17 protein-coding genes, 1 tRNA gene and 1 pseudogene are annotated in these 17,347 nt (G+C 76.7%); 13 read left to right on the forward strand and 6 right to left on the reverse strand.

Annotated elements, in window-relative coordinates:
* Window positions 1–23 precede the first annotated feature (23 nt).
* A complete protein-coding gene (locus tag FKM96_RS13810; RefSeq protein ID WP_147795728.1) occupies window positions 24–557 on the reverse strand; it encodes a MarR family winged helix-turn-helix transcriptional regulator in 534 nt (177 codons plus the stop codon).
* A gap of 120 nt (window positions 558–677) precedes the next feature.
* Between FKM96_RS13810 and FKM96_RS13815 the strand changes: the two genes are divergently transcribed.
* Window positions 678–1,052 carry an SdpI family protein gene (locus FKM96_RS13815; RefSeq protein WP_147795729.1) on the forward strand — a complete coding sequence of 125 codons (375 nt, stop codon included), beginning with the start codon at window positions 678–680 and terminating at the stop codon, window positions 1,050–1,052.
* A 12-nt stretch (window positions 1,053–1,064) separates the two neighbouring features.
* Here FKM96_RS13815 and FKM96_RS13820 read toward each other — a convergent pair whose 3' ends face one another.
* Window positions 1,065–1,745 carry a TetR/AcrR family transcriptional regulator gene (locus FKM96_RS13820; protein ID WP_147797120.1) on the reverse strand — a complete coding sequence of 227 codons (681 nt, stop codon included), beginning with the start codon at window positions 1,743–1,745 and terminating at the stop codon, window positions 1,065–1,067.
* Between the two features lie 163 nt (window positions 1,746–1,908).
* Here FKM96_RS13820 and FKM96_RS13825 point away from each other — a divergent pair.
* From FKM96_RS13825 to FKM96_RS13840, 5 genes and pseudogenes are all read left to right on the forward strand, one after another.
* A tRNA-Gln gene (locus FKM96_RS13825) sits at window positions 1,909–1,980 on the forward strand.
* 677 nt (window positions 1,981–2,657) lie between these two features.
* Window positions 2,658–2,786 (forward strand): annotated as a pseudogene (locus tag FKM96_RS21645) (histidine kinase dimerization/phosphoacceptor domain-containing protein); the annotation flags it as partial.
* Window positions 2,787–3,299: 513 nt separating this feature from the next.
* Window positions 3,300–3,971: a response regulator transcription factor gene (locus FKM96_RS21650; RefSeq protein WP_246855387.1), complete on the forward strand. Its 672-nt coding sequence runs from the start codon at window positions 3,300–3,302 to the stop codon at window positions 3,969–3,971.
* 142 nt (window positions 3,972–4,113) lie between these two features.
* Window positions 4,114–4,893: an ABC transporter ATP-binding protein gene (locus FKM96_RS13835; RefSeq protein WP_147795731.1), complete on the forward strand. Its 780-nt coding sequence runs from the start codon at window positions 4,114–4,116 to the stop codon at window positions 4,891–4,893.
* Complete coding sequence (locus tag FKM96_RS13840; protein ID WP_147795732.1) at window positions 4,890–6,818, forward strand: FtsX-like permease family protein; 1,929 nt, start codon at window positions 4,890–4,892, stop codon at window positions 6,816–6,818. Before FKM96_RS13835 ends, FKM96_RS13840 begins: the two co-directional genes overlap by 4 nt.
* 103 nt (window positions 6,819–6,921) lie before the next feature.
* Here FKM96_RS13840 and FKM96_RS13845 read toward each other — a convergent pair whose 3' ends face one another.
* The gene (locus FKM96_RS13845) at window positions 6,922–8,079 is read right to left on the reverse strand and encodes an ROK family transcriptional regulator (protein WP_168216989.1); all 1,158 of its coding nucleotides are present in this window, start codon (window positions 8,077–8,079) and stop codon (window positions 6,922–6,924) included.
* A gap of 154 nt (window positions 8,080–8,233) precedes the next feature.
* Between FKM96_RS13845 and FKM96_RS13850 the strand changes: the two genes are divergently transcribed.
* The 7 genes from FKM96_RS13850 to FKM96_RS13880 all read left to right on the forward strand — a co-directional run bounded on the left by FKM96_RS13850 (window position 8,234) and on the right by FKM96_RS13880 (window position 14,527).
* Window positions 8,234–9,286, forward strand: a complete 1,053-nt coding sequence (locus tag FKM96_RS13850) for a substrate-binding domain-containing protein (RefSeq protein ID WP_147795734.1) — start codon at window positions 8,234–8,236, stop codon at window positions 9,284–9,286.
* Window positions 9,287–9,395: 109 nt separating this feature from the next.
* Window positions 9,396–10,394 carry an ABC transporter permease gene (locus FKM96_RS13855; RefSeq protein WP_147795735.1) on the forward strand — a complete coding sequence of 333 codons (999 nt, stop codon included), beginning with the start codon at window positions 9,396–9,398 and terminating at the stop codon, window positions 10,392–10,394.
* The gene (locus FKM96_RS13860; RefSeq protein ID WP_147795736.1) at window positions 10,391–11,167 is read left to right on the forward strand and encodes an ATP-binding cassette domain-containing protein; all 777 of its coding nucleotides are present in this window, start codon (window positions 10,391–10,393) and stop codon (window positions 11,165–11,167) included. Before FKM96_RS13855 ends, FKM96_RS13860 begins: the two co-directional genes overlap by 4 nt.
* A complete protein-coding gene (locus FKM96_RS13865) occupies window positions 11,164–12,078 on the forward strand; it encodes a sugar phosphate isomerase/epimerase (protein WP_168216990.1) in 915 nt (304 codons plus the stop codon). The genes FKM96_RS13860 and FKM96_RS13865 overlap by 4 nt, the downstream gene beginning before the upstream one ends.
* 41 nt (window positions 12,079–12,119) lie before the next feature.
* On the forward strand, window positions 12,120–12,986 hold the full coding sequence (locus tag FKM96_RS13870; RefSeq protein ID WP_147795738.1) for a sugar phosphate isomerase/epimerase: 867 nt from the start codon (window positions 12,120–12,122) through the stop codon (window positions 12,984–12,986).
* Window positions 12,976–13,641 carry a nucleoside/nucleotide kinase family protein gene (locus FKM96_RS13875; RefSeq protein WP_147795739.1) on the forward strand — a complete coding sequence of 222 codons (666 nt, stop codon included), beginning with the start codon at window positions 12,976–12,978 and terminating at the stop codon, window positions 13,639–13,641. Before FKM96_RS13870 ends, FKM96_RS13875 begins: the two co-directional genes overlap by 11 nt.
* A 196-nt stretch (window positions 13,642–13,837) precedes the next feature.
* Window positions 13,838–14,527: a DUF6518 family protein gene (locus tag FKM96_RS13880; RefSeq protein WP_147795740.1), complete on the forward strand. Its 690-nt coding sequence runs from the start codon at window positions 13,838–13,840 to the stop codon at window positions 14,525–14,527.
* 58 nt (window positions 14,528–14,585) lie between these two features.
* Here the strand turns inward: FKM96_RS13880 and ptsP are convergent, their stop codons facing one another.
* From ptsP to FKM96_RS13895, 3 genes are all read right to left on the reverse strand, one after another.
* Window positions 14,586–16,322 (reverse strand): phosphoenolpyruvate--protein phosphotransferase, encoded by a 1,737-nt coding sequence (gene ptsP / locus FKM96_RS13885; protein WP_246854977.1) that lies wholly within the window; start codon window positions 16,320–16,322, stop codon window positions 14,586–14,588.
* Window positions 16,319–16,597: an HPr family phosphocarrier protein gene (locus FKM96_RS13890; RefSeq protein WP_147795741.1), complete on the reverse strand. Its 279-nt coding sequence runs from the start codon at window positions 16,595–16,597 to the stop codon at window positions 16,319–16,321. The genes ptsP and FKM96_RS13890 overlap by 4 nt, the downstream gene beginning before the upstream one ends.
* A 174-nt stretch (window positions 16,598–16,771) precedes the next feature.
* A complete protein-coding gene (locus tag FKM96_RS13895; RefSeq protein ID WP_168216991.1) occupies window positions 16,772–17,209 on the reverse strand; it encodes a VOC family protein in 438 nt (145 codons plus the stop codon).
* Window positions 17,210–17,347 lie beyond the last annotated feature (138 nt).

Raw genomic sequence — 17,347 nt, forward strand, 5'->3', positions numbered from 1 at the left:
GGTGCGTGCGCGTCGTGCGGGCGTCAGGGGGTGTCGAACGGGGCGACCAGGGTGCGGAGCAGGTCCGCCAGGCGGTCGCGTTCGGGGGCCGGGAGCGAGGAGAGGAGGTCGCGCTCGATCTCCAGGAGCGTCGACATCGCGGCGTCGACCCGGGTCCGGCCCTCGTCGGTCAGGCTCACCAGCACGCCGCGGCGGTCGTCGGGGGACGGCAGCCGCTCCACGAGCGCGCGGGACGCGAGCCGGTCGATGCGGTTGGTCATGGTCCCGCTGGTCACCAGCGTCTGGGTCAGCAGGGCGCCCGGCGACATCCGGTACGGCGCGCCGGCGCGGCGCAGCGCGGACAGCACGTCGAACTCCCACGGCTCCAGGCCGTGCCGGGCGAATGCCTGCCGGCGCGCGAGGTCCAGGTGCCGGGACAGCCGGGTGACCCGGGACAGCACCGACAGCGGCGCGACGTCGAGGTCCGGACGCTCGCGGGCCCAGGCCTCGACGATCCGGTCGACCTCGTCCCGGGCCCCGGACGCGTCCGCGTGCACGGGGGACTCGGCTGCCGACATGCGGGCGAGGGTACTCGACGCGCGCCCGGGACCTCGGGCTCTGGCGGCGACGTGCCGCGGCGCGGTGGACTGCTGCGCGTGGGGTCCGACGACCGTGCGGCCCCGCGGCGGAGGTGGCGCGTGCGGTTGTTCCTGGCGGCGGCAGGCTTGCTGACGCCGGTCGTGATGATGGCCGCGCACCCGCTGCTCCTCGCGGCGGGGCGCCACGGACCGAACGCCTGGTTCGGGTACCGCACGCCACGGTCGCGCCGCACCGAGCACGGGTGGCGGTGCGCGCAGGAGCTGTGCGCTCGCGTCTGGCTGCGGGTCGGCGCGGTCGCGGTCGTCGTCGGCGTCGGGACGTTCGTCGGGCTGGCGGTCGCCGGCGCACCCCGGCCGCTGTGGGAGGCGGCGAGCGTCGCGTTCGCCCTCGGTCCGCTGCTCGCCTCGTCGGCGTGGTGCGTCGTCGTCGTGGAGCGGCGGCTCGCGGCGGTGGAGCGGCAGCAGACCGGGTGAGCGATCGGCCGGTCAGGCGTCGGTCGGTGCGGCCGGGTCCGCCCCCGGCTCGTCGCCCGGCCTCGGGCGGGGCTTCGCGGCGCGCTTCCTCGGCTCCGGGGCGGTCGTCAGCTGGGGTCGGCGCTCCAGGCCGGAGAGCCCGTTCCAGGCGAGGTTCACGAGCGCCGCGGCCACGTCGGCCTTCTTCGGGCTGCGGGCGTCGAGCCAGTACTGCCCGGTCAGCGCGACCATGCCGACCAGCATCTGCGCGTAGATGGGGGCCGTCCGCGGGTCGAGGTGCCGCCGCCGGAACTCGTTCGCCAGCAGGTGCTCGACCTGGGTCGCCACGTCGCCGATCAGGCTGGAGAACGTCCCCGTCGCCTGCGCGACCGGGGAGTCGCGCACCAGGATCCGGAACCCGTCCTCGGACTCCTCGATGTAGCCGAGCAGCGCGAGCGCGGACCTCTCGACCAGCACCTTCGGGTGGCCGCCGCCGTCGAGCGCGCCGGTGAGCGCGCTCGTGAGCGCCTGGATCTCCCGGTCGATGACGACGGCGTAGATGCCCTCCTTGCCGCCGAAGTGCTCGTAGACGACGGGCTTGGACACCTCGGCGCGGGCGGCGATCTCCTCGACCGACGTGCCCTCGAAGCCCTTCTCGGCGAACAGCCGGCGGCTCACGTCGAGCAGCTGAGCACGCCGCTGGGTCGCGGTCATGCGGGCGCGCGTCGTCCGTGGCGTGCGGCGGGGCTCGGCGGTCATCGGGCCATCCTCGCAGGCGCGGCGCCGGGCCGGGCCGGTGACGCGTCCCGCGGGCGGGCCCGGGGCTGGCAGACTGGCGGCCGACGCGGGGGACCCGGCACGCCCGGCCCGCCCGCGGTCCGCCCTGGTGTAACGGCAGCACGCAGGCCTTTGGAGCCTTGAGGTCCGGGTTCGAATCCTGGGGGCGGAGCCGCCGTGCGACGATGCCCGACGTGCCCGTGACGCCTCCCCCCGCCGCCGCCCCCGCCGGGACGGCCCTCCGGCGCGGGGACCTCGTGGCGGCGGCCGTGGTGCTCGTCCTCGGCGTCGCCGGGCTGCTCGCGCTCCCGGCGCTCGCCGCGATGGAGCCGGCCGAGCCGGTGGACCTGCCGCCGGTCGGCGCGCCCGGGTGGTGGTCGGTCGTGGGGGCGCTGGTCGTGCAGGCAGCGGCGGTCGCGGTCGCCCGGACCGCGCCGCGCGGGGCGATGCTCGTCGTCGCGGCGGCCCCGGTGGGGATCGCGGCGGCCGGCGGCGGGCCGGAGGTGGCTGCGTCCGGCCTGCTCACGCTCGCGGTGGTGGTGGTCGTCTACCGGGCCGCGGTCGCCTGGCCGTTCGCGGGGCTGCGCGGGGTGCTCGTGGTAGCGGTGGTGCTGCTCGCGGCGGCCTCGGCCGTCGGGGGGGCGGCGGCGGTCGACGCGCCCGGGACCCCGCTCCTCGTGCTCGCCGCCGCGGCGCAGGCGGCCGCCGTCGTCGCGCTCGGGCTGGTCCCGGCCCTGGTCGTGTCGTCGCGCCCGGGCGGTGCGGGCGGCGCAGGAGGGCGAGCTGCGCGCCCTGGCCGGCGAGCAGGAGGCCCGGGTCCGCACGGCGCTGGCCGAGCAGCGGACCGCGATGGCCCGCGAGCTGCACGACCTCGCGGCGCACCACCTGTCCGGGATCGCGCTGATGGCGTCGGCGATCGACCGGCAGATCACGACCGACCCCGACGCGGCGCGCGCCGGGGTGCGGGAGGTGCGCGAGCAGAGCCGGGTGGTGCTGGCCGACCTGCGGCGGCTGGTCGGGCTGCTGCGGGAGGACGACGGCGCGGAGACGTCGGCGCTCACGCTCGCGGCGGTGCCGGACCTGGTCGCGGACGCGCCCGGCACCCCCGGCGACGTGACGCTGGAGGTGCTGCGCGCGCCCGGGGCGGACGGGGCCGTGCTCGGCGCCCGCGTCGGGCCGCTGGCCCAGCTGGCCGGGTACCGGATCGTGCAGGAGGCGCTCGCCAACGTCCGGACGCACGCACCCGGGGCGGCCTGCCCGGGTGACGGTGGACGACCGGGACGCCGGGGCCGTCGTGCTGACCGTGCGCAACGGCGTGCCCACCGGCGACGTCCCCGCCGGCGACCCCGCGCACCCCGGGTACGGGCTGCGCGGGATGCGCGAGCGCGCCGAGCTGGTGGGCGCCGACCTGCGGCACGGCCCGACCCCCGACGGGGGCTGGGAGGTCCGGCTCGTGCTGCCGCGCGAGCCCCTGACCGAGGGAGGCGCCCCGTGATCCGGGTGCTCATCGCCGACGACCAGCCCCTGGTGCGCGCCGGCCTGTCCGCGCTGCTCGCCGCCGAGCCCGACCTCGAGGTCGTGGGCGTCGCGGCCGACGGGGACGAGGCGGTGGCGCTGGCCCGCCGCACCGAGCCCGACGTGGCGGTGCTCGACATCCGGATGCCCGGCCGGGACGGCATCAGCGTCGCCCGCGAGCTGTGCGGGCCGGAGGCCGAGCGACCGGTGCCCGTCCTCGTGCTGACGACGTTCGACCTCGACGACTACGTGTTCGGCGCGCTGGAGGCGGGTGCGTCGGGGTTCCTGCTCAAGGACGCCGAGCCGGAGGAGATCGTGCGGGCGGTCCGGCACGTCGCCGGGGGGCGGGGCACGCTCGACCAGGCGCTGACCCACCGGGTGCTGCGCGAGTTCGCGGACCGACGCCGGCTGCAGCCCGTCACGGTGCAGCGCGGGGCGGACGTGCTGACCGCCCGGGAGCAGGACATCCTCCGGCTGCTGGCGCAGGGGATGTCGAACGAGGAGATCGCCGCCGAGCTGGTGGTCGAGGTGTCGACGGTGAAGTCGCACCTGGCGCGGATGATGCCGAAGCTCGGGGTGCGGTCCCGGCTGCAGGCCGTCGTCTGGGCGTACCAGAACCGGGTGGTCACGGTCCCCGACGAGGGGTGACGCGCGGCCGGGGTCGGCCGGGCGGGGGAGCGGTTGCGTCGAAGGATGCAGGCCCGCGGGTTCCGTCGCAGGCGGCTGGAGGGCGGGGGTGCCGGATTCCTAGCGTCGAGGGGACGCAGAACCCCAGACGAGGAGACCGGCCATGAGCGCCACCGCACCCACCCCGACCAGCCCCGCGAGCCCGCCGCACACCGCGTCGGAGCCCGCCGTGCTGCTGGACCGGGTCCACCGCACCTACCCCAACGGCCGCGGCACGGTCGCGGCGCTCGCGGGCGTCTCCCTGGCGCTCGCACCCGGCTCGTTCACGGCCGTCATGGGGCCGTCGGGCTCCGGGAAGTCGACGCTGCTCAACGTGTCCGCGGGCCTGGACCGGCCGTCCAGCGGGCGGGTCGTGGTCGGCGGGTCCGACCTCACGGCGATGTCGCCCGACGCGGTGACCCGGCTGCGGCGGGACCGGATCGGCTTCGTGTTCCAGGCGTACAACCTGGTGGGCCACCTGACCGTGGCGGAGAACATCGCGCTGCCGCTGCTGCTCGGGGGCCGGGAGCCCGACGCGCACCTGCGCCGCTACCTCATGGCGGCCGTGGGGCTCGAGGGCATGGACGACCGGCTGCCGGGCGAGCTCTCGGGCGGCCAGGCGCAGCGCGTCGCGATCGCCCGGGCGCTGGTCACCCGGCCCGCGGTGGTGTTCGCCGACGAGCCGACCGGCGCGCTCGACTCGCACACCGGCGGCCAGGTGCTGGAGGTGCTGCGCTCGACCGCGCAGACCCTGCAGCAGACGCTGGTGCTGGTGACGCACGACGCGCACGTCGCCGCCGCGGCGGACCGGGTGCTGTTCCTGGCCGACGGCCTGATCGCCGGCCACCTCGACGCGCCGACGACCGAGCAGGTCACGGCCCGCATGATCGAGCTGGGCCGATGAGCGCCGTCGGGGCCATGGCCCGGTCCGCCGTCCGCGTGCACCGCGGCAGCCTCGCCGGCAGCGCGCTGGTCGTGGCGCTCGCGGCGGCGCTGCTCACCGCGACGGGCGTCTGGGTGGAGGCCGGGACCCGCCTCGCCGCCGGGGCCTCCGACGACCCCGCCGCGTCGATGCTGCTCGCCGTCGCGTCGTCGTTCGCGGGGACGGCGGTGCTGATCGCGCTGCTCGTCGTGGCGTCGACGTTCGCCGGGGCGCTCCGACCGCGGGCGCGGGAGTTCGCGCTGCTGCGGGCGGTCGGCGCGACGACCGGCCAGGTGCGGCAGCTGGTGACCGCGGAGGTGCTGCTGGTGTTCGCGGTCGCGGCGCCGCTCGGGGCGGTGCCCGGGCTGCTGCTGGCGCCGCTGCTGTCCGGGGTGCTGGCGTCCGGCGGGGTCGCACCCGCGGGGTACGCGCCGCCGCTGACGCCGTGGCCGGTGCTGGGTGCCCTGGCGCTGCTGGTGCCCACCGCGCTGCTCGGCGCGCGGCTGGCCGGCCGGGAGAGCGCGCGGCTGAGCCCGGCGAGCGCCGTGCAGCAGGCGGCGGTCGAGCCGCGGGGCATCCCGCGGGCGCGTGCCGTGACGGCCGCGGTGCTGGTCGTCGCGGGGCTGGTCGCCGCGCTGGTGCCGTTCGCCCTGCCCGGCATCGCGGGCGCCGCGGCCGCCACGACCTCGGCGATCGTGCTGCTCATCGCGGCCGCGCTGGTCGGGCCGCTGCTGGTCCGGTGGGGCGCGGAGCGCGGGCTGCGGCTGACCCGCGGGTCGCGCGCCGTGCCGACGCTCGCGCTGACCAACGCCCGGGGGTTCTCGCGGCGGCTGACCGGGGCGGTGCTGCCGCTCGCGCTGCTGCTCGCGCTCGGGACCGTGCAGTCCGGGGCGAACGCGGCGATCGTGGACGCGGCCGAGCAGCAGGTGCGCGACGGGGTGGTCGCGGACGTGGTCGCGCAGGACCCCGGGTCCGCCGGGGTGCCGGAGGCGGCGGTCACCGAGGTCGCGGCCCTGCCGGGCGTCGCCGCCGCGGGCGTCACCGCGGGCGTGCCCGCCCAGGTCCGGACCGACGCCGAGGACGAGGACCTGCCGTTCCTCGACGGGCTGTCCTGGGAGCCGGCCACGCTCCGCACGGTGCCCGCCGAGACCACGCTGCTCGACCCCGACGTGCGGTCCGGCTCGCTCGACGACCTCGGCCGGGACGGGACGATCGCGGTGAGCAGCGAGGCCGCGCTCGGCAGCACCGGGCTGGGCAGGCCGGTCGAGGTGCGGGTCGGCGGCGAGGCCGTGGAGCTGACCGTGGTCGCCGTCTACGAGCGGGGGCTCGGGCTCGGCGACTACCTGATCGGGTCCGGGACCACCGTCGCCGCGGGGGCCGAGGGCGGTGTGCTGCTCGTCCGCGCCGACGACCCGGCCGCGGCCGGGGACGTGCGCGCTGCCGTCGCGGCGACCGGGCTCGACGTCACCGACCCCGCGGGGTACGCCGCGTCCGTGCGCGACGCGGCCGCGGGGGAGCAGGGGCTGTCCACCGCGCTGCTCCTGGCGCTGCTGGCGTTCGTCGCGGTGGCGGCCGGCACCACGCTGGTGGGGCTGGTCGGGACCCGGCGGGCGGAGCTCGCGCTGCTGCGCCGCACGGGCGCGACGCGGGCGCAGCTGATCCGGATGGTCGCGGCCGAGTCGGCGCTGATCACCGGCACCGCCGTCGCGGTGGGGCTGGCCGCGGTGCTGCCCGCGCTGCTCGGCGTCGGGCAGGGGCTGCTCGGGGTGCCGGTGCCGGTGCTCGACCCGGTGGTGCTGGGCGGGCTGCTGGCGGTCGTGGCCCTGATCGGGCTGACGCTGCCGGTCGCGGCGGCGGTCCGCGCGACGCGGCCGTCGGCCGGGGGGCTGGCGGCCCGGGCTGGGTGAGGCCCGGGGCGGGGCCGGGCCCACCCTGATCCCCACCCGATTCGCGCGCTGTCACCTGATCCCGAGGGTGGCGACGCGAGAATCGGGTGGGGATCGCGCCGAGTCACACCGTCGCCGAGAGCACCGCCTCCAGGGAGTCCGGGGCCAGCAGCGTGTCGATCGCGATCAGCGCCAGCCCCGTCACCCCCGCGAGCTCGCCCAGGTCCGACGGCCCGACCACGAGGTCGCGCGTCGCCAGCGGCAGGGTCTGCTGGTACATCCGCTCCCGGATGCCGGACAGCAGCACCTCGCCGCACTGCGCCAGCTGCCCCGACAGCGCGATCCGCCGCGGGTTCAGGACGCTGACCAGGCCGGCCACCGACTCGCCGATCGCCCGGCCCGCCGCCCGCACCAGCCGTACGGCCTCCATGTCGCCCTGCTGGACCAGCGCCACGACGTCGCCGGTGCGCCGCACGTCCCGCCCGAGGTCCGCGAGCTGCCGGACCAGCGCCCAGCCCGCGGCGTAGGTCTCCAGGCAGTCGAGGTTGCCGCAGTGGCAGGGGCGGGGCTCGGGGTCGGTGTGCAGGGCGCGGGTGTGCCCGACGTCGCCGGCCGCGCCCTTGTCCCCGCGCACGATGCTGCCGTTGAACACCAGGCCGGCGCCGATGCCGGTGCCGACCTTGAGCCCGATGAGGTTGTCGGCGCCGGTGAGCCGCGCCTCCGCGACGGCCCGCGCGTTGACGTCGTTCTCGACGACGACCGGGCCCCGGTACCGCGGCTGGAAGGCGGCGGCGATGTCGAAGCCGTCCCAGCCGGTCATGATCGGCGGGTTCACCACGCGGTGCGCCGCGAACTCCACCGGCCCGGGCACGCCGACCGCGACGGCCCAGACGTCGTCCGGCGAGGCGAGCTCGTCGAAGCCCTCCTGCACCATGGCCAGCACCTTCTCTGGCCCGGCCCACACCTCGACGTCCCGGGACAGGTCGGCGACGGGACGGCCGGCGAGGTCGCAGACCGCCAGCGTGAAGCCCATCGCGCCGATGTCGGCGGCGAGCACCCGGGCGCGGTCGGCGGCGAACTCGAACCGGCTGGACGGCCGCCCGCCGCTGGACTCCGCGCCGCCGATCTCCCGGATCAGGCCGGCGCGCTCGAGCGAGCCGAGGCGCTGGTTCACCGTCGACCGGGACAGCCCGGTCTGGTCGATGACCTCCATGCGGCTCAGCGCGCCGAGCGTGCGGAACAGGTCCAGCACGTCGGCCGTGTGGCCGGTCACCTGCGGCATCGGCTCGCCTCCTGGGGTGCGCGTCGGGTCGAGGCCCACGTTACCGCGAACTCCGCCGAGAAGTGGCGGGACTTTTGGGTTGACGTCAGTCAAAAGGGGTCGTAGTTTCGGAGATGCGGGCACACGGTGGTGCCCCTGGAGGCCAAGGATCGCCATGTCCCACGCACCCTCGAAGTCCCGGACCGCACTCGTCGCCGCCGCGGCCGCCGCGACCGTCGCCCTCGCGCTGGCCGCCTGCTCCGACGGCGGGAGCTCCGGCGGCGGCTCGACCACCGCGTCCGGCGGTGGCGGCGAGAAGGTCGCCGCCGTCATCAAGGGCCTCGACAACCCGTTCTTCCAGGCCATGCAGCAGGGCATCGAGGAGACCGCGCAGACCGACGGCGTCGACGTGACCGTGCAGGCCGCGGCCGACATCGGCGACACCACCGGCCAGGCCGACAAGCTCTCCGCCCTCGCCGGCCAGGACTTCGGCTGCTTCGTCGTCAACCCGATCAGCGGCACCAACCTGGTCCAGGCGCTCGTCCCCGTCGGCGCCGCCGGCACCCCGGTCGTCAACATCGACAACCCCATCGACGCCGACGCCGCGTCGGCCGCGAACCTCGACATCGCCACCTACATCGGCACCGACAACGAGGCCGCGGGCGGCAAGGCCGGCGACTTCGTGGTGAGCAAGGTCGCCGCCGGCTCGAAGGTCGCCATCATCGGCGGCGTCTCCGGCGACGTGACCAGCGCCGCGCGCGTCGACGGCTTCAAGGCCGCCGTGGGCGACACGGTCGACGTGGTCCAGGAGGAGGCCGCCGACTGGAAGCGCGACGTGGCCCTCACCAAGGCGACCGACATCATCGCCGCGAACCCCGACATCACGGCCTTCTTCGCCGCGAACGACGACATGGGCCTCGGCATCGTCAAGGCCGTCGAGAACGCGGGCCGCACCGGCGAGATCACCGTGGTGAGCGTCGACGGCAACCAGGACGCGCTGCAGTCCGTGCTCGACGGCGGGCTGAGCGCCACCGTGGCGCAGTACCCCTACGCGATCGGCTCGCTCGGCGTGCAGGCCTGCGAGGTCGCGACCGCGGGCACCGACCTGCCCGCCGAGATCGAGTCGCCCACGGCCCTCGTGGACGCGAGCACGGCGCAGCAGGCGCTCGACGCGTTCCCGCAGCCGTTCCAGGAGTTCGACAACCCCCTGACCGACCTCCTGCCCTGATCCGCGCGGGGCGGCGCCGACCCCCTGCGCCGCGTCGCCCCGCGCGCTCCACCCCCGCAGCCCGCCCGTCCCGCGCCGCCACCCGCGGCGCCGACCGGAGAGAGTCCTCGTGACCACCACCGCAACGCCGACGACGTCGGCACCCCCTCCCACGCGCCGCGCGGTCAGCGCGCTCGCCGAGGCGCGGCACCTGAGCTTCTGGGCGGAGAACGCCGCCCCGATCGGCCTGGTCGTGCTGGTCGTCGTGTTCAGCATCCTCAGCCCGACGTTCCTCACCCTCGGCAACATCCAGGCGATGCTGGTCGCCGGCGCGATCCTGGTGATCCTCGCCGTGGCCCAGTCGTTCGTCATCACGACCGGCGGCATCGACCTGTCGATCTCGGCGACCATGACGATCGGCGCGGTCGGCTTCGGCCTCGCGTTCCGGGCCGGGCTGCCGTTCTGGCCCGCCGCGGTCGTGGGCGTGCTGTCGGCGACCGTCATCGGCCTCGCGAACGGCCTGCTGATCGCGAAGGGCAAGGTCACCGACTTCATCGCGACGCTCGGCACGCTGGGCGTGGCCACCGGCGCCGCGCTGATCCTCACGGACGGCAAGCCGATCAGCGTGTTCAGCCCGGAGCTGCTCCGGCTCACCACGGGGAAGATCGGCTTCGTCGGCTACCCGTTCGTCGTGGCGCTGGTCGTCGGCGTGCTGGCCTGGGTGGTCATGTTCCGCACCCGGTACGGCCTGCACGTGCAGGCCGTCGGCGGCAGCGAGGAGGCGTCGGTCGCCAACGGCGTCAAGGCGCCGCGGGTCCGGATCGCCGTGTACGTCTGGGCGGCCGCGCTGGCCGGCATGGCGTCCCTGCTGCTGGTCGCGCGGATCGGCGCGGCCGAGCCGGCGATCAACACGAACTACCTGCTCAACTCGATCGCCGCGGTCGTCCTCGGCGGGGTCAGCCTCTCCGGCGGCCGGGCCAAGATCGTCGGCCCGATCCTCGGCGCCCTGCTGCTCACCGCCCTGACCAACGGGCTCACGCTGCTCGCCGTCTCGCAGTTCTACCAGCCGCTCGCCGTGGGACTCGTCGTCGTCCTCGCGGCCCTGCTCACGAGGTTCCAGAAGCGATGACCACCACCGTGCCCGTGACCGACCAGGGCGTCGACCTGGTCCTGACCGCGGAGAACATCACCAAGTCGTTCGGCGGCGTGCACGCCCTCAAGGGCGCCTCGATCACGATGCGCCGGGGCGAGGTCACCGCGCTCATCGGCGACAACGGCGCCGGCAAGTCCACCCTGGTGCGCTGCCTGTCGGGCATCCACCGGCCGGACGGCGGCACCATCACCCTCGGCGGCGAGCGGGTCCAGCTGGACTCGCCGCTCGACGCCCGGGCGCACGGCATCGAGACCGTGCAGCAGAACCTCGCGCTCGTGGAGGACCTGACCGTCTGGCAGAACTTCTTCGTCGGGCGGGAGATCACCAAGGGCGTGGGCCCGGTCCGGTTCCTCGACCGCGCGGCCATGCGGGCCAAGGCCGAGACGCTGCTCGGCGGTCTCGCCGTGAACGTCCCGCCGGTGACCTCGCGCGTGCGCCGGCTGTCCGGCGGGCAGCGGCAGGCGGTCGCGATCGCCCGCGCCGCCGGCTGGGGCAGCTCGATCGTCATCATGGACGAGCCGACCGCGGCGCTCGGCGTGCAGGAGACCGCGCGCGTCGAGGCGGTCATCCGCAAGCTGCAGGACTCCGGCGTCGCGGTGCTGCTCATCAGCCACAACTTCGACCAGGTCCTCCGGCTCGCCCAGCACGTGTGGGTGATGCGGGCCGGGCTGGCCGTCGCCGAGCGGCGCGCGGACCAGACCTCGGGCGACGAGCTGGTCGCGCTCATCACCGGGGCGAAGGCCGCGTGAGCGCGGCGGACGCGGGCGGGCTGCCGCCCCTCGGGGTGCACGCCGGGCTCTGGGGCTTCGGCTGGGCGCCGCAGCAGGCGGACCGCACGATCGGGGCCGCCGCCCGAGCGGGGTACGACCTGATCGAGGTCCCCGCCGTCGACCGGTCGGTGCTCGACTGGCGGGACACCGGCGCGGCGCTCGACCGGCACGGGATCGCCCCCGCCGTGTCCCTCGCGCTCGGCCCGGACGACGACATCACGTCGCCGGACCCGGCCGTGGTCGCGCGGGGCCGGCACCGGCTGGCCGAGGCCGTCGCGTTCGCCGCGGCGATCGGGTCGACCTACGTCGGCGGCGTGACGCACTCGGCGATGCGCCGGTACCTCGAGCCGCCGACCGCCACCGGCCGCGCGAGCGCCGTCGCCACCCTGCGCGACGTCGCCCGCGACGCTGCCGGGCACGGGGTGACCCTCGGCGTCGAGTACGTGAACCGGTACGAGTCGAACCTGCTCAACACCGCCGCCCAGGCGCTCGCGTTCGTCGAGGACGTCGGCGCGGACAACGTCGTCGTGCACCTCGACACCTTCCACGCCGCGCTCGAGGAGGCCGACGTCGTCGCCCCGGTCGCCGTGGCCGGGTACCGGCTCGGCTACGTGCACGCCTCCGAGAACCACCGGGGAGCGCTCGGCACCGGCACGCTCGACTGGCCCCGGCTGCTGCGGGCGCTGCTCGCCGCCGGGTACGCCGGGCCGATCACCGTGGAGTCGTTCGCGCGCGACGTCGTCGGGCCCGCGTCGGCCGTCGACATCGGGCTCTGGCGCGCGCAGTGGACGGACCCCGACGAGGTCGCGGAGACCTCGGTCCGGTTCCTGCGCGCGCAGCTCGCGGCCGCCGCGCTGTCGCTCGCCGCCCCGGCACCCGTGCCCGCCTGACCCCACCGACCACCCGACCACCCACTGACGAACGGAATGCCATGACCAACCTGCTCGGCGTCCACGCCCTCGTCTTCGCCGGCGGCACCTCGCCCGCGGAGATGACCCAGATCATCCGGCAGACCCGCGAGGCGGGCTACGACCTCCTCGAGCTGTCGCTGCACGACTCGCCGGCCCTCGACGTGGCCGCCGCGCGCGCCGAGCTGGAGGCCGCCGGCCTCGGCATCGTCTGCTCCCGCGGCCTCGCGTTCGACGCCGACGTGTCCAGCGACGACCCCGCGGTCGTCGAGCGGGGCGCGGCGCTGCTGCAGGACTCGCTGCGGATCACGCACGAGCTCGGCGGCACCCACTTCACCGGGGCGCTGTACAGCGCGCTCGGCAAGTACGGCCGGCCGCTGTCGACGGCCGGGCGCGCGAACGTCGTCGCCACGCTGACCGACCTCGCGGCCGAGGCCGCGGGCCGCGGGATGACGCTCGGCCTCGAGATCTGCAACCGCTACGAGACCAACGTCATCAACACCGCCGCGGACGCGCTGCGGCTGGCCGACGACATCGGCCAGGACAACGTGCTGATCCACCTCGACACGTACCACATGAACATCGAGGAGTCCGACCTCGTGCGGCCGGTGCTGCTGGTCGGCGACCGGCTCGGCTACGTGCACATCGGGGAGAACCACCGCGGCTACCTGGGCAGCGGGCACCTCGACCTCACCGGGTTCTTCCACGCGCTCGCGGCCGTCGACTACACCGGGCCGATCACGTTCGAGTCGTTCTCCTCCGCGGTGGTCTCGCCGACGCTGTCGAACGACCTGGCGATCTGGCGGAACCTGTGGAGCGACGGCCCCGCGCTGGCGGCGCACGCGCACCGGCACATGACGAGCCTGCTCGAGGCCAACCGTGCCGCCTGAGGGCGCGGCCGCCCCGGTCGCGGACCTCGGGGCGCTCGCGGCCCGGGTGCGCGAGCTCGCCGACCGCACCGGCCGGCGGGTCGTCGTCGGCATCGCGGGCAGCCCCGGGGCCGGCAAGACGACGCTCGCGCTCCGGCTCGTCGAGGCGCTCGGCCCGGACGCGGTGCACCTGCCGATGGACGGGTTCCACCTGGCCAACGACACGCTCGACCGGCTCGGCCGGCACGACCGCAAGGGCGCGCTGGACACCTTCGACGGCTGGGGGTTCCTCGCCCTGCTGCGCCGGGTGCACGCCGAGACCGACCACACCGTGTACGTGCCGAGCTTCCGGCGGGAGGTCGACGAGCCGGTCGCGGCCGAGCTCGCGGTCGAGCCGCACCACGCGGTCGTCGTCGTCGAGGGGAACTACCTGCTGGTCGACGAGGGCCCGTGGGCGCAGGTCCGGGACGCGCTGGACGACGCGTGGTTCTGCGCGACGCCGGGCGGCGAGCGGGAGCGGCGGCTGGTCGACCGGCACACCCGGCACGGCCGGACGGTCGAGGCGGCGACGGCGTGGGCGACGGAGGTCGACGGGCGGAACGCGGTGCTCATCGAGTCGACGCGCGACCGGGCGGACCTGGTGGTCTCGGGGGAGCTGGCGCCGGCCGCCGGGTGAGGCCGCGCCGCCCTCCTGCGGGCGGCCGGTCGTGGCGCCGACGGTTTCCTGCGGGTCCTCCCGCGATGGCGGGCGGGCGCGCGGGAAGGCGTAGGCCGCGGCGCGGCGAGGCCCGACCCCGGGTGGACGGGCGCCGCGGCGCGGTCCGGCCCCGGGGGGACGACGGCCGAGGGCCGCACGCGGTCGGATGGGCACCGTGAGCACCGCCGTCCCCGCCCCGCACCCTGCGCCCGCCGCGCCCGTGACGGACGCAGGCGTCGCGCCGGCCACCGCCGGCCGACCTGCCGCGTCCGGGCTACCCGCCCCCGCCGTCCTCGCCGTCGCCGTCGGTGCCGGCCTCGCGGTCGGGGCGCTGACCTCGGTCGGCCAGACGCTGCTGGGCGGGACGGCGTTCGCCGGGCTGGCGAACGCCGTCAGCCCCTGGCTGGTCGCCTCGTTCCTGGTGGGCGCGCTCGCCCGGCGCGGGTGGGTCGCGGCCCTCGCCGGCCTGCTCGCCTGCGCCGGCGAGGTCGCCGGGTACTACCTGGTCGCCGACCTGCGGGGGTTCGCCGTCAGTGCGTCGTCGGTCGCCGTGTGGGTGGTCGCGGGCGTCCTCGGCGGGCCGGTGTTCGGCTGGGCCGGGCGGCTCTGGCGGACGGCGACGGGGACGTGGCGCGGGCTCGGCCCGGCGCTGCTCGTCGGGTGCTGGCTGGCCGAGGCGGTCGTGACGTACGCGGTCGTGCTGCGGTACGGCGACGACGCGGCGGTGTTCGCGGTGGTGGCGGCCCTGCTGGTGGTGCTGCTCGGCCGGGTGGGCGGGCAGACGGTCGCGCTGCTGCGCTGGCTCCCGGCCGCGACGGTCGTCGGCGCGGCCGGCTTCGCCGCGGTGCACCTGGCCCTCGGGTAGCCGGGGGTCGGGTGAGCCGCCGGGCGGGCCTGCGTAGGAGCCCGCCCGGCGGGGTCGGTCAGCCCTCGCCGAGGAGGACCCGCGCCACGTCGCCGTCCAGCCCGGCGCGCACCGCGGCCCGGGCCGACGCCGCGTCCGGCGCGGCCAGAGCGGCCGCGGCCAGTGCGCGGCACGCGTCCAGCGTCAGCGAGCGCAGCGCGTAGCGCGCGGCCGGCACCCGGCCCGCCGCCATCGACAGGCTGGTGATGCCGAGGCCGGCGAGCACGAGCGCCATCAGCGGGTCGGAGGCCGACTCGCCGCAGACGCCGACGGGCTTGCCGACGCGCACGCCCGCCGAGGCCGTCGCGGCGACGAGCGACAGCACGGCCGGCTGCCACGGGTCCAGCAGGTCGGCGAGCTCGCCGCGCAGCCGGTCGGCGGCCATCGTGTACTGCGCGAGGTCGTTGGTGCCCAGGGACACGAAGTCGACCTCGGCCAGGATCGCCTCGGCGAGCAGCGCGGCCGCGGGGACCTCGACCATGACGCCGACCTTGACGATGCCCACCTCGCGTGCGGCCGACGCGAACGCCCGGGCCTCGGCGGGGGTCGCGATCATCGGGGCCATGACCCAGACGTCGGCCTGCCGCTCGGCGGGCAGCGCGCGGACGGCCGCGCCCAGCGCCGCGAGCTGCCGGGTGACGATGCCCGGCAGCGACCGGACCAGCCGGTAGCCGCGGACGCCGAGCGCCGGGTTCTCCTCGTCGGCCTGGGTGGCGAACGCCAGCGGCTTGTCGGCGCCGGCGTCGAGCGTGCGGATGACGACCTTGCGGCCCGCGTACGCCTCGACGGCCTCGGCGTAGGCGGCGGTCTGGTCGGCGACGGCGGGCTCGGTGCGCGCGTCGAGGAACAGCACCTCGGTGCGGAACAGGCCCACGCCCTCGGTGCGCGGCGCGGCCGCGCGGGCGTCGTCGGGGGTGCCGACGTTGGCCAGCAGCGGGACCTCGTGGCCGTCGGCGGTGGCGCCCGGCCCGGTGACGGCGGCCACGACGGCCTCGTCCTTGGCGCGGCGGGCCACGCGGTCGGCGGCCTCGGCGGACGGCGACACCTCGACGGTGCCGGCCGCGGCGTCGACGAGGACCGGCGTGCCGGCGGCCAGGGCGGTGGCGCCGGCGACCCGGACCACGCACGGCAGGCCCAGCTGGCCGGCGACGATCGCGGTGTGGCTGGTCGGGCCGCCGAGCTCGGTGACGATCGCGGCGACCTTCGACAGGTCGAGCGCCGCGGTGTCGGCGGGGGACAGGTCGTCCGCGACCACGACGGCCGGGGCGTCTAGCGTCGCCAGGCCGGGCTCCGGCACGCCGAGCAGCCGGGCGACGGCGCGGTGCCGGACGCTGCGCAGGTCGGTGGCCCGCTCGGCGAGGTCGCCGCCGGCGGCGGTGAACACGGCGGCGAAGCCCTCGACGGCCTGGTCCAGCGCGGTGGCCGGGCCGGTGCCGGCGTGCACCAGCCGGACGGCCTCGGCGGCGAGCGCGGGGTCGCCGGCCATGGTGGCGGCGGCCTCGAGCATGTTCTGCAGGTCGGCGTTGCCGGTCGCGGCGGACCGGGCGCGCAGGTCGTCGCCGACCTCGGCGAGCACCGCGCGCAGGCGGGCCTCGGCGGCGGCCGGGTCGGCGGGCGCGGGCTCGTCGGCCGGGACCGCGGGCGGGGCGGCGACCAGGGCGACGGGGGCCAGCGCGACGCCGCGCCCCACGCCGATCCCGGCGAGCACGGTGCCGGCGGCGGGAGCCCCCGCGGGGGATGCGTCGACGGTGGTCACGCCTGCTCCACCAGGTCCAGGTCGCTCTCCAGCAGGGCGGCCAGCTCGTCCAGCAGCGCCTCGGCGTCGTCGGCGGTGGAGCTCAGCTCGACCTGGTCGCCGTGCTGCAGGCGCAGGCCCATGACCGACAGGATGCTCGAGGCGTCCACGCCGGGCTCGCCCTCGCGGCTGATCAGGACGGGGTGGCCGCCCTCGGCGGCCTTGCGCGTCACCAGCGACGCCGGGCGGGCGTGCAGGCCGGTGGCGGTGGCGACTCGTGCTCGACGTCGAGGCATGGGGGACTTCCCTTCTCGTCGCGCCGACCTGCGTCGGACGGCGCGCCAGGGCAACAAAAAAGACCTGAGGCCTCCGACGCTCGCCGGTGCCTCAGGTCTTGCCTGAACCGCTCAGTAACAACCCTGGTGGCGTCAGTTGTACGGCGGCGGCGGGCGCGGCGTCAAACGCCCGGGTCACCCCACGAAGATGCAGAACGGGTGGCCCGCCGGGTCGGCGAGCACGTAGAGCGGCTCGTCCGGGTCGTCGCGGCGGTCGAGCAGGAGGCGGGCCCCCAGCGCCTCCGCCCGGTCCCGCTGCGCGTCCAGCGTCGCGCCGTCGGGCACCGTCATGTCCAGGTGCAGCTGCTGCGGCACCGCGGGCTCCGGCCACGTCGGCGGCGTGATCTGCGGCACCTTCTGGAACGCCAGCGGCCACAGCCCCTCGCCGCGCAGCACCAGCCAGTCGTCGCCCTGCGGGTCCGGCTCCCCGGGTGCGGGCGGCTCGTCCCCCGGGCGGTAGGACATGCCCAGCAGCTCGCGGTAGAACTCCGCGAGCCCGCGCGGATCGGTGGTGTCCAGCACCGTCTGCACGACACGGGGCCGTGCGGCGCCTGGGGCGGTCGCGTCCGTCATGGCGGCTCTCCTCGCGGGACCGGCGGGCACCCGGCCGGCGCCCGCGCCGGTCCCATGATGGTGCTGCCGGACCGGACCCGCGACGGCGGGCTGCCCGGCGGCGGTAGAGTGCGTCAGCGCACGACGTCCCCGCCCGGC

Source organism: Cellulomonas sp. Y8, assembly GCF_008033115.1.
Classification (GTDB): domain Bacteria; phylum Actinomycetota; class Actinomycetes; order Actinomycetales; family Cellulomonadaceae; genus Cellulomonas.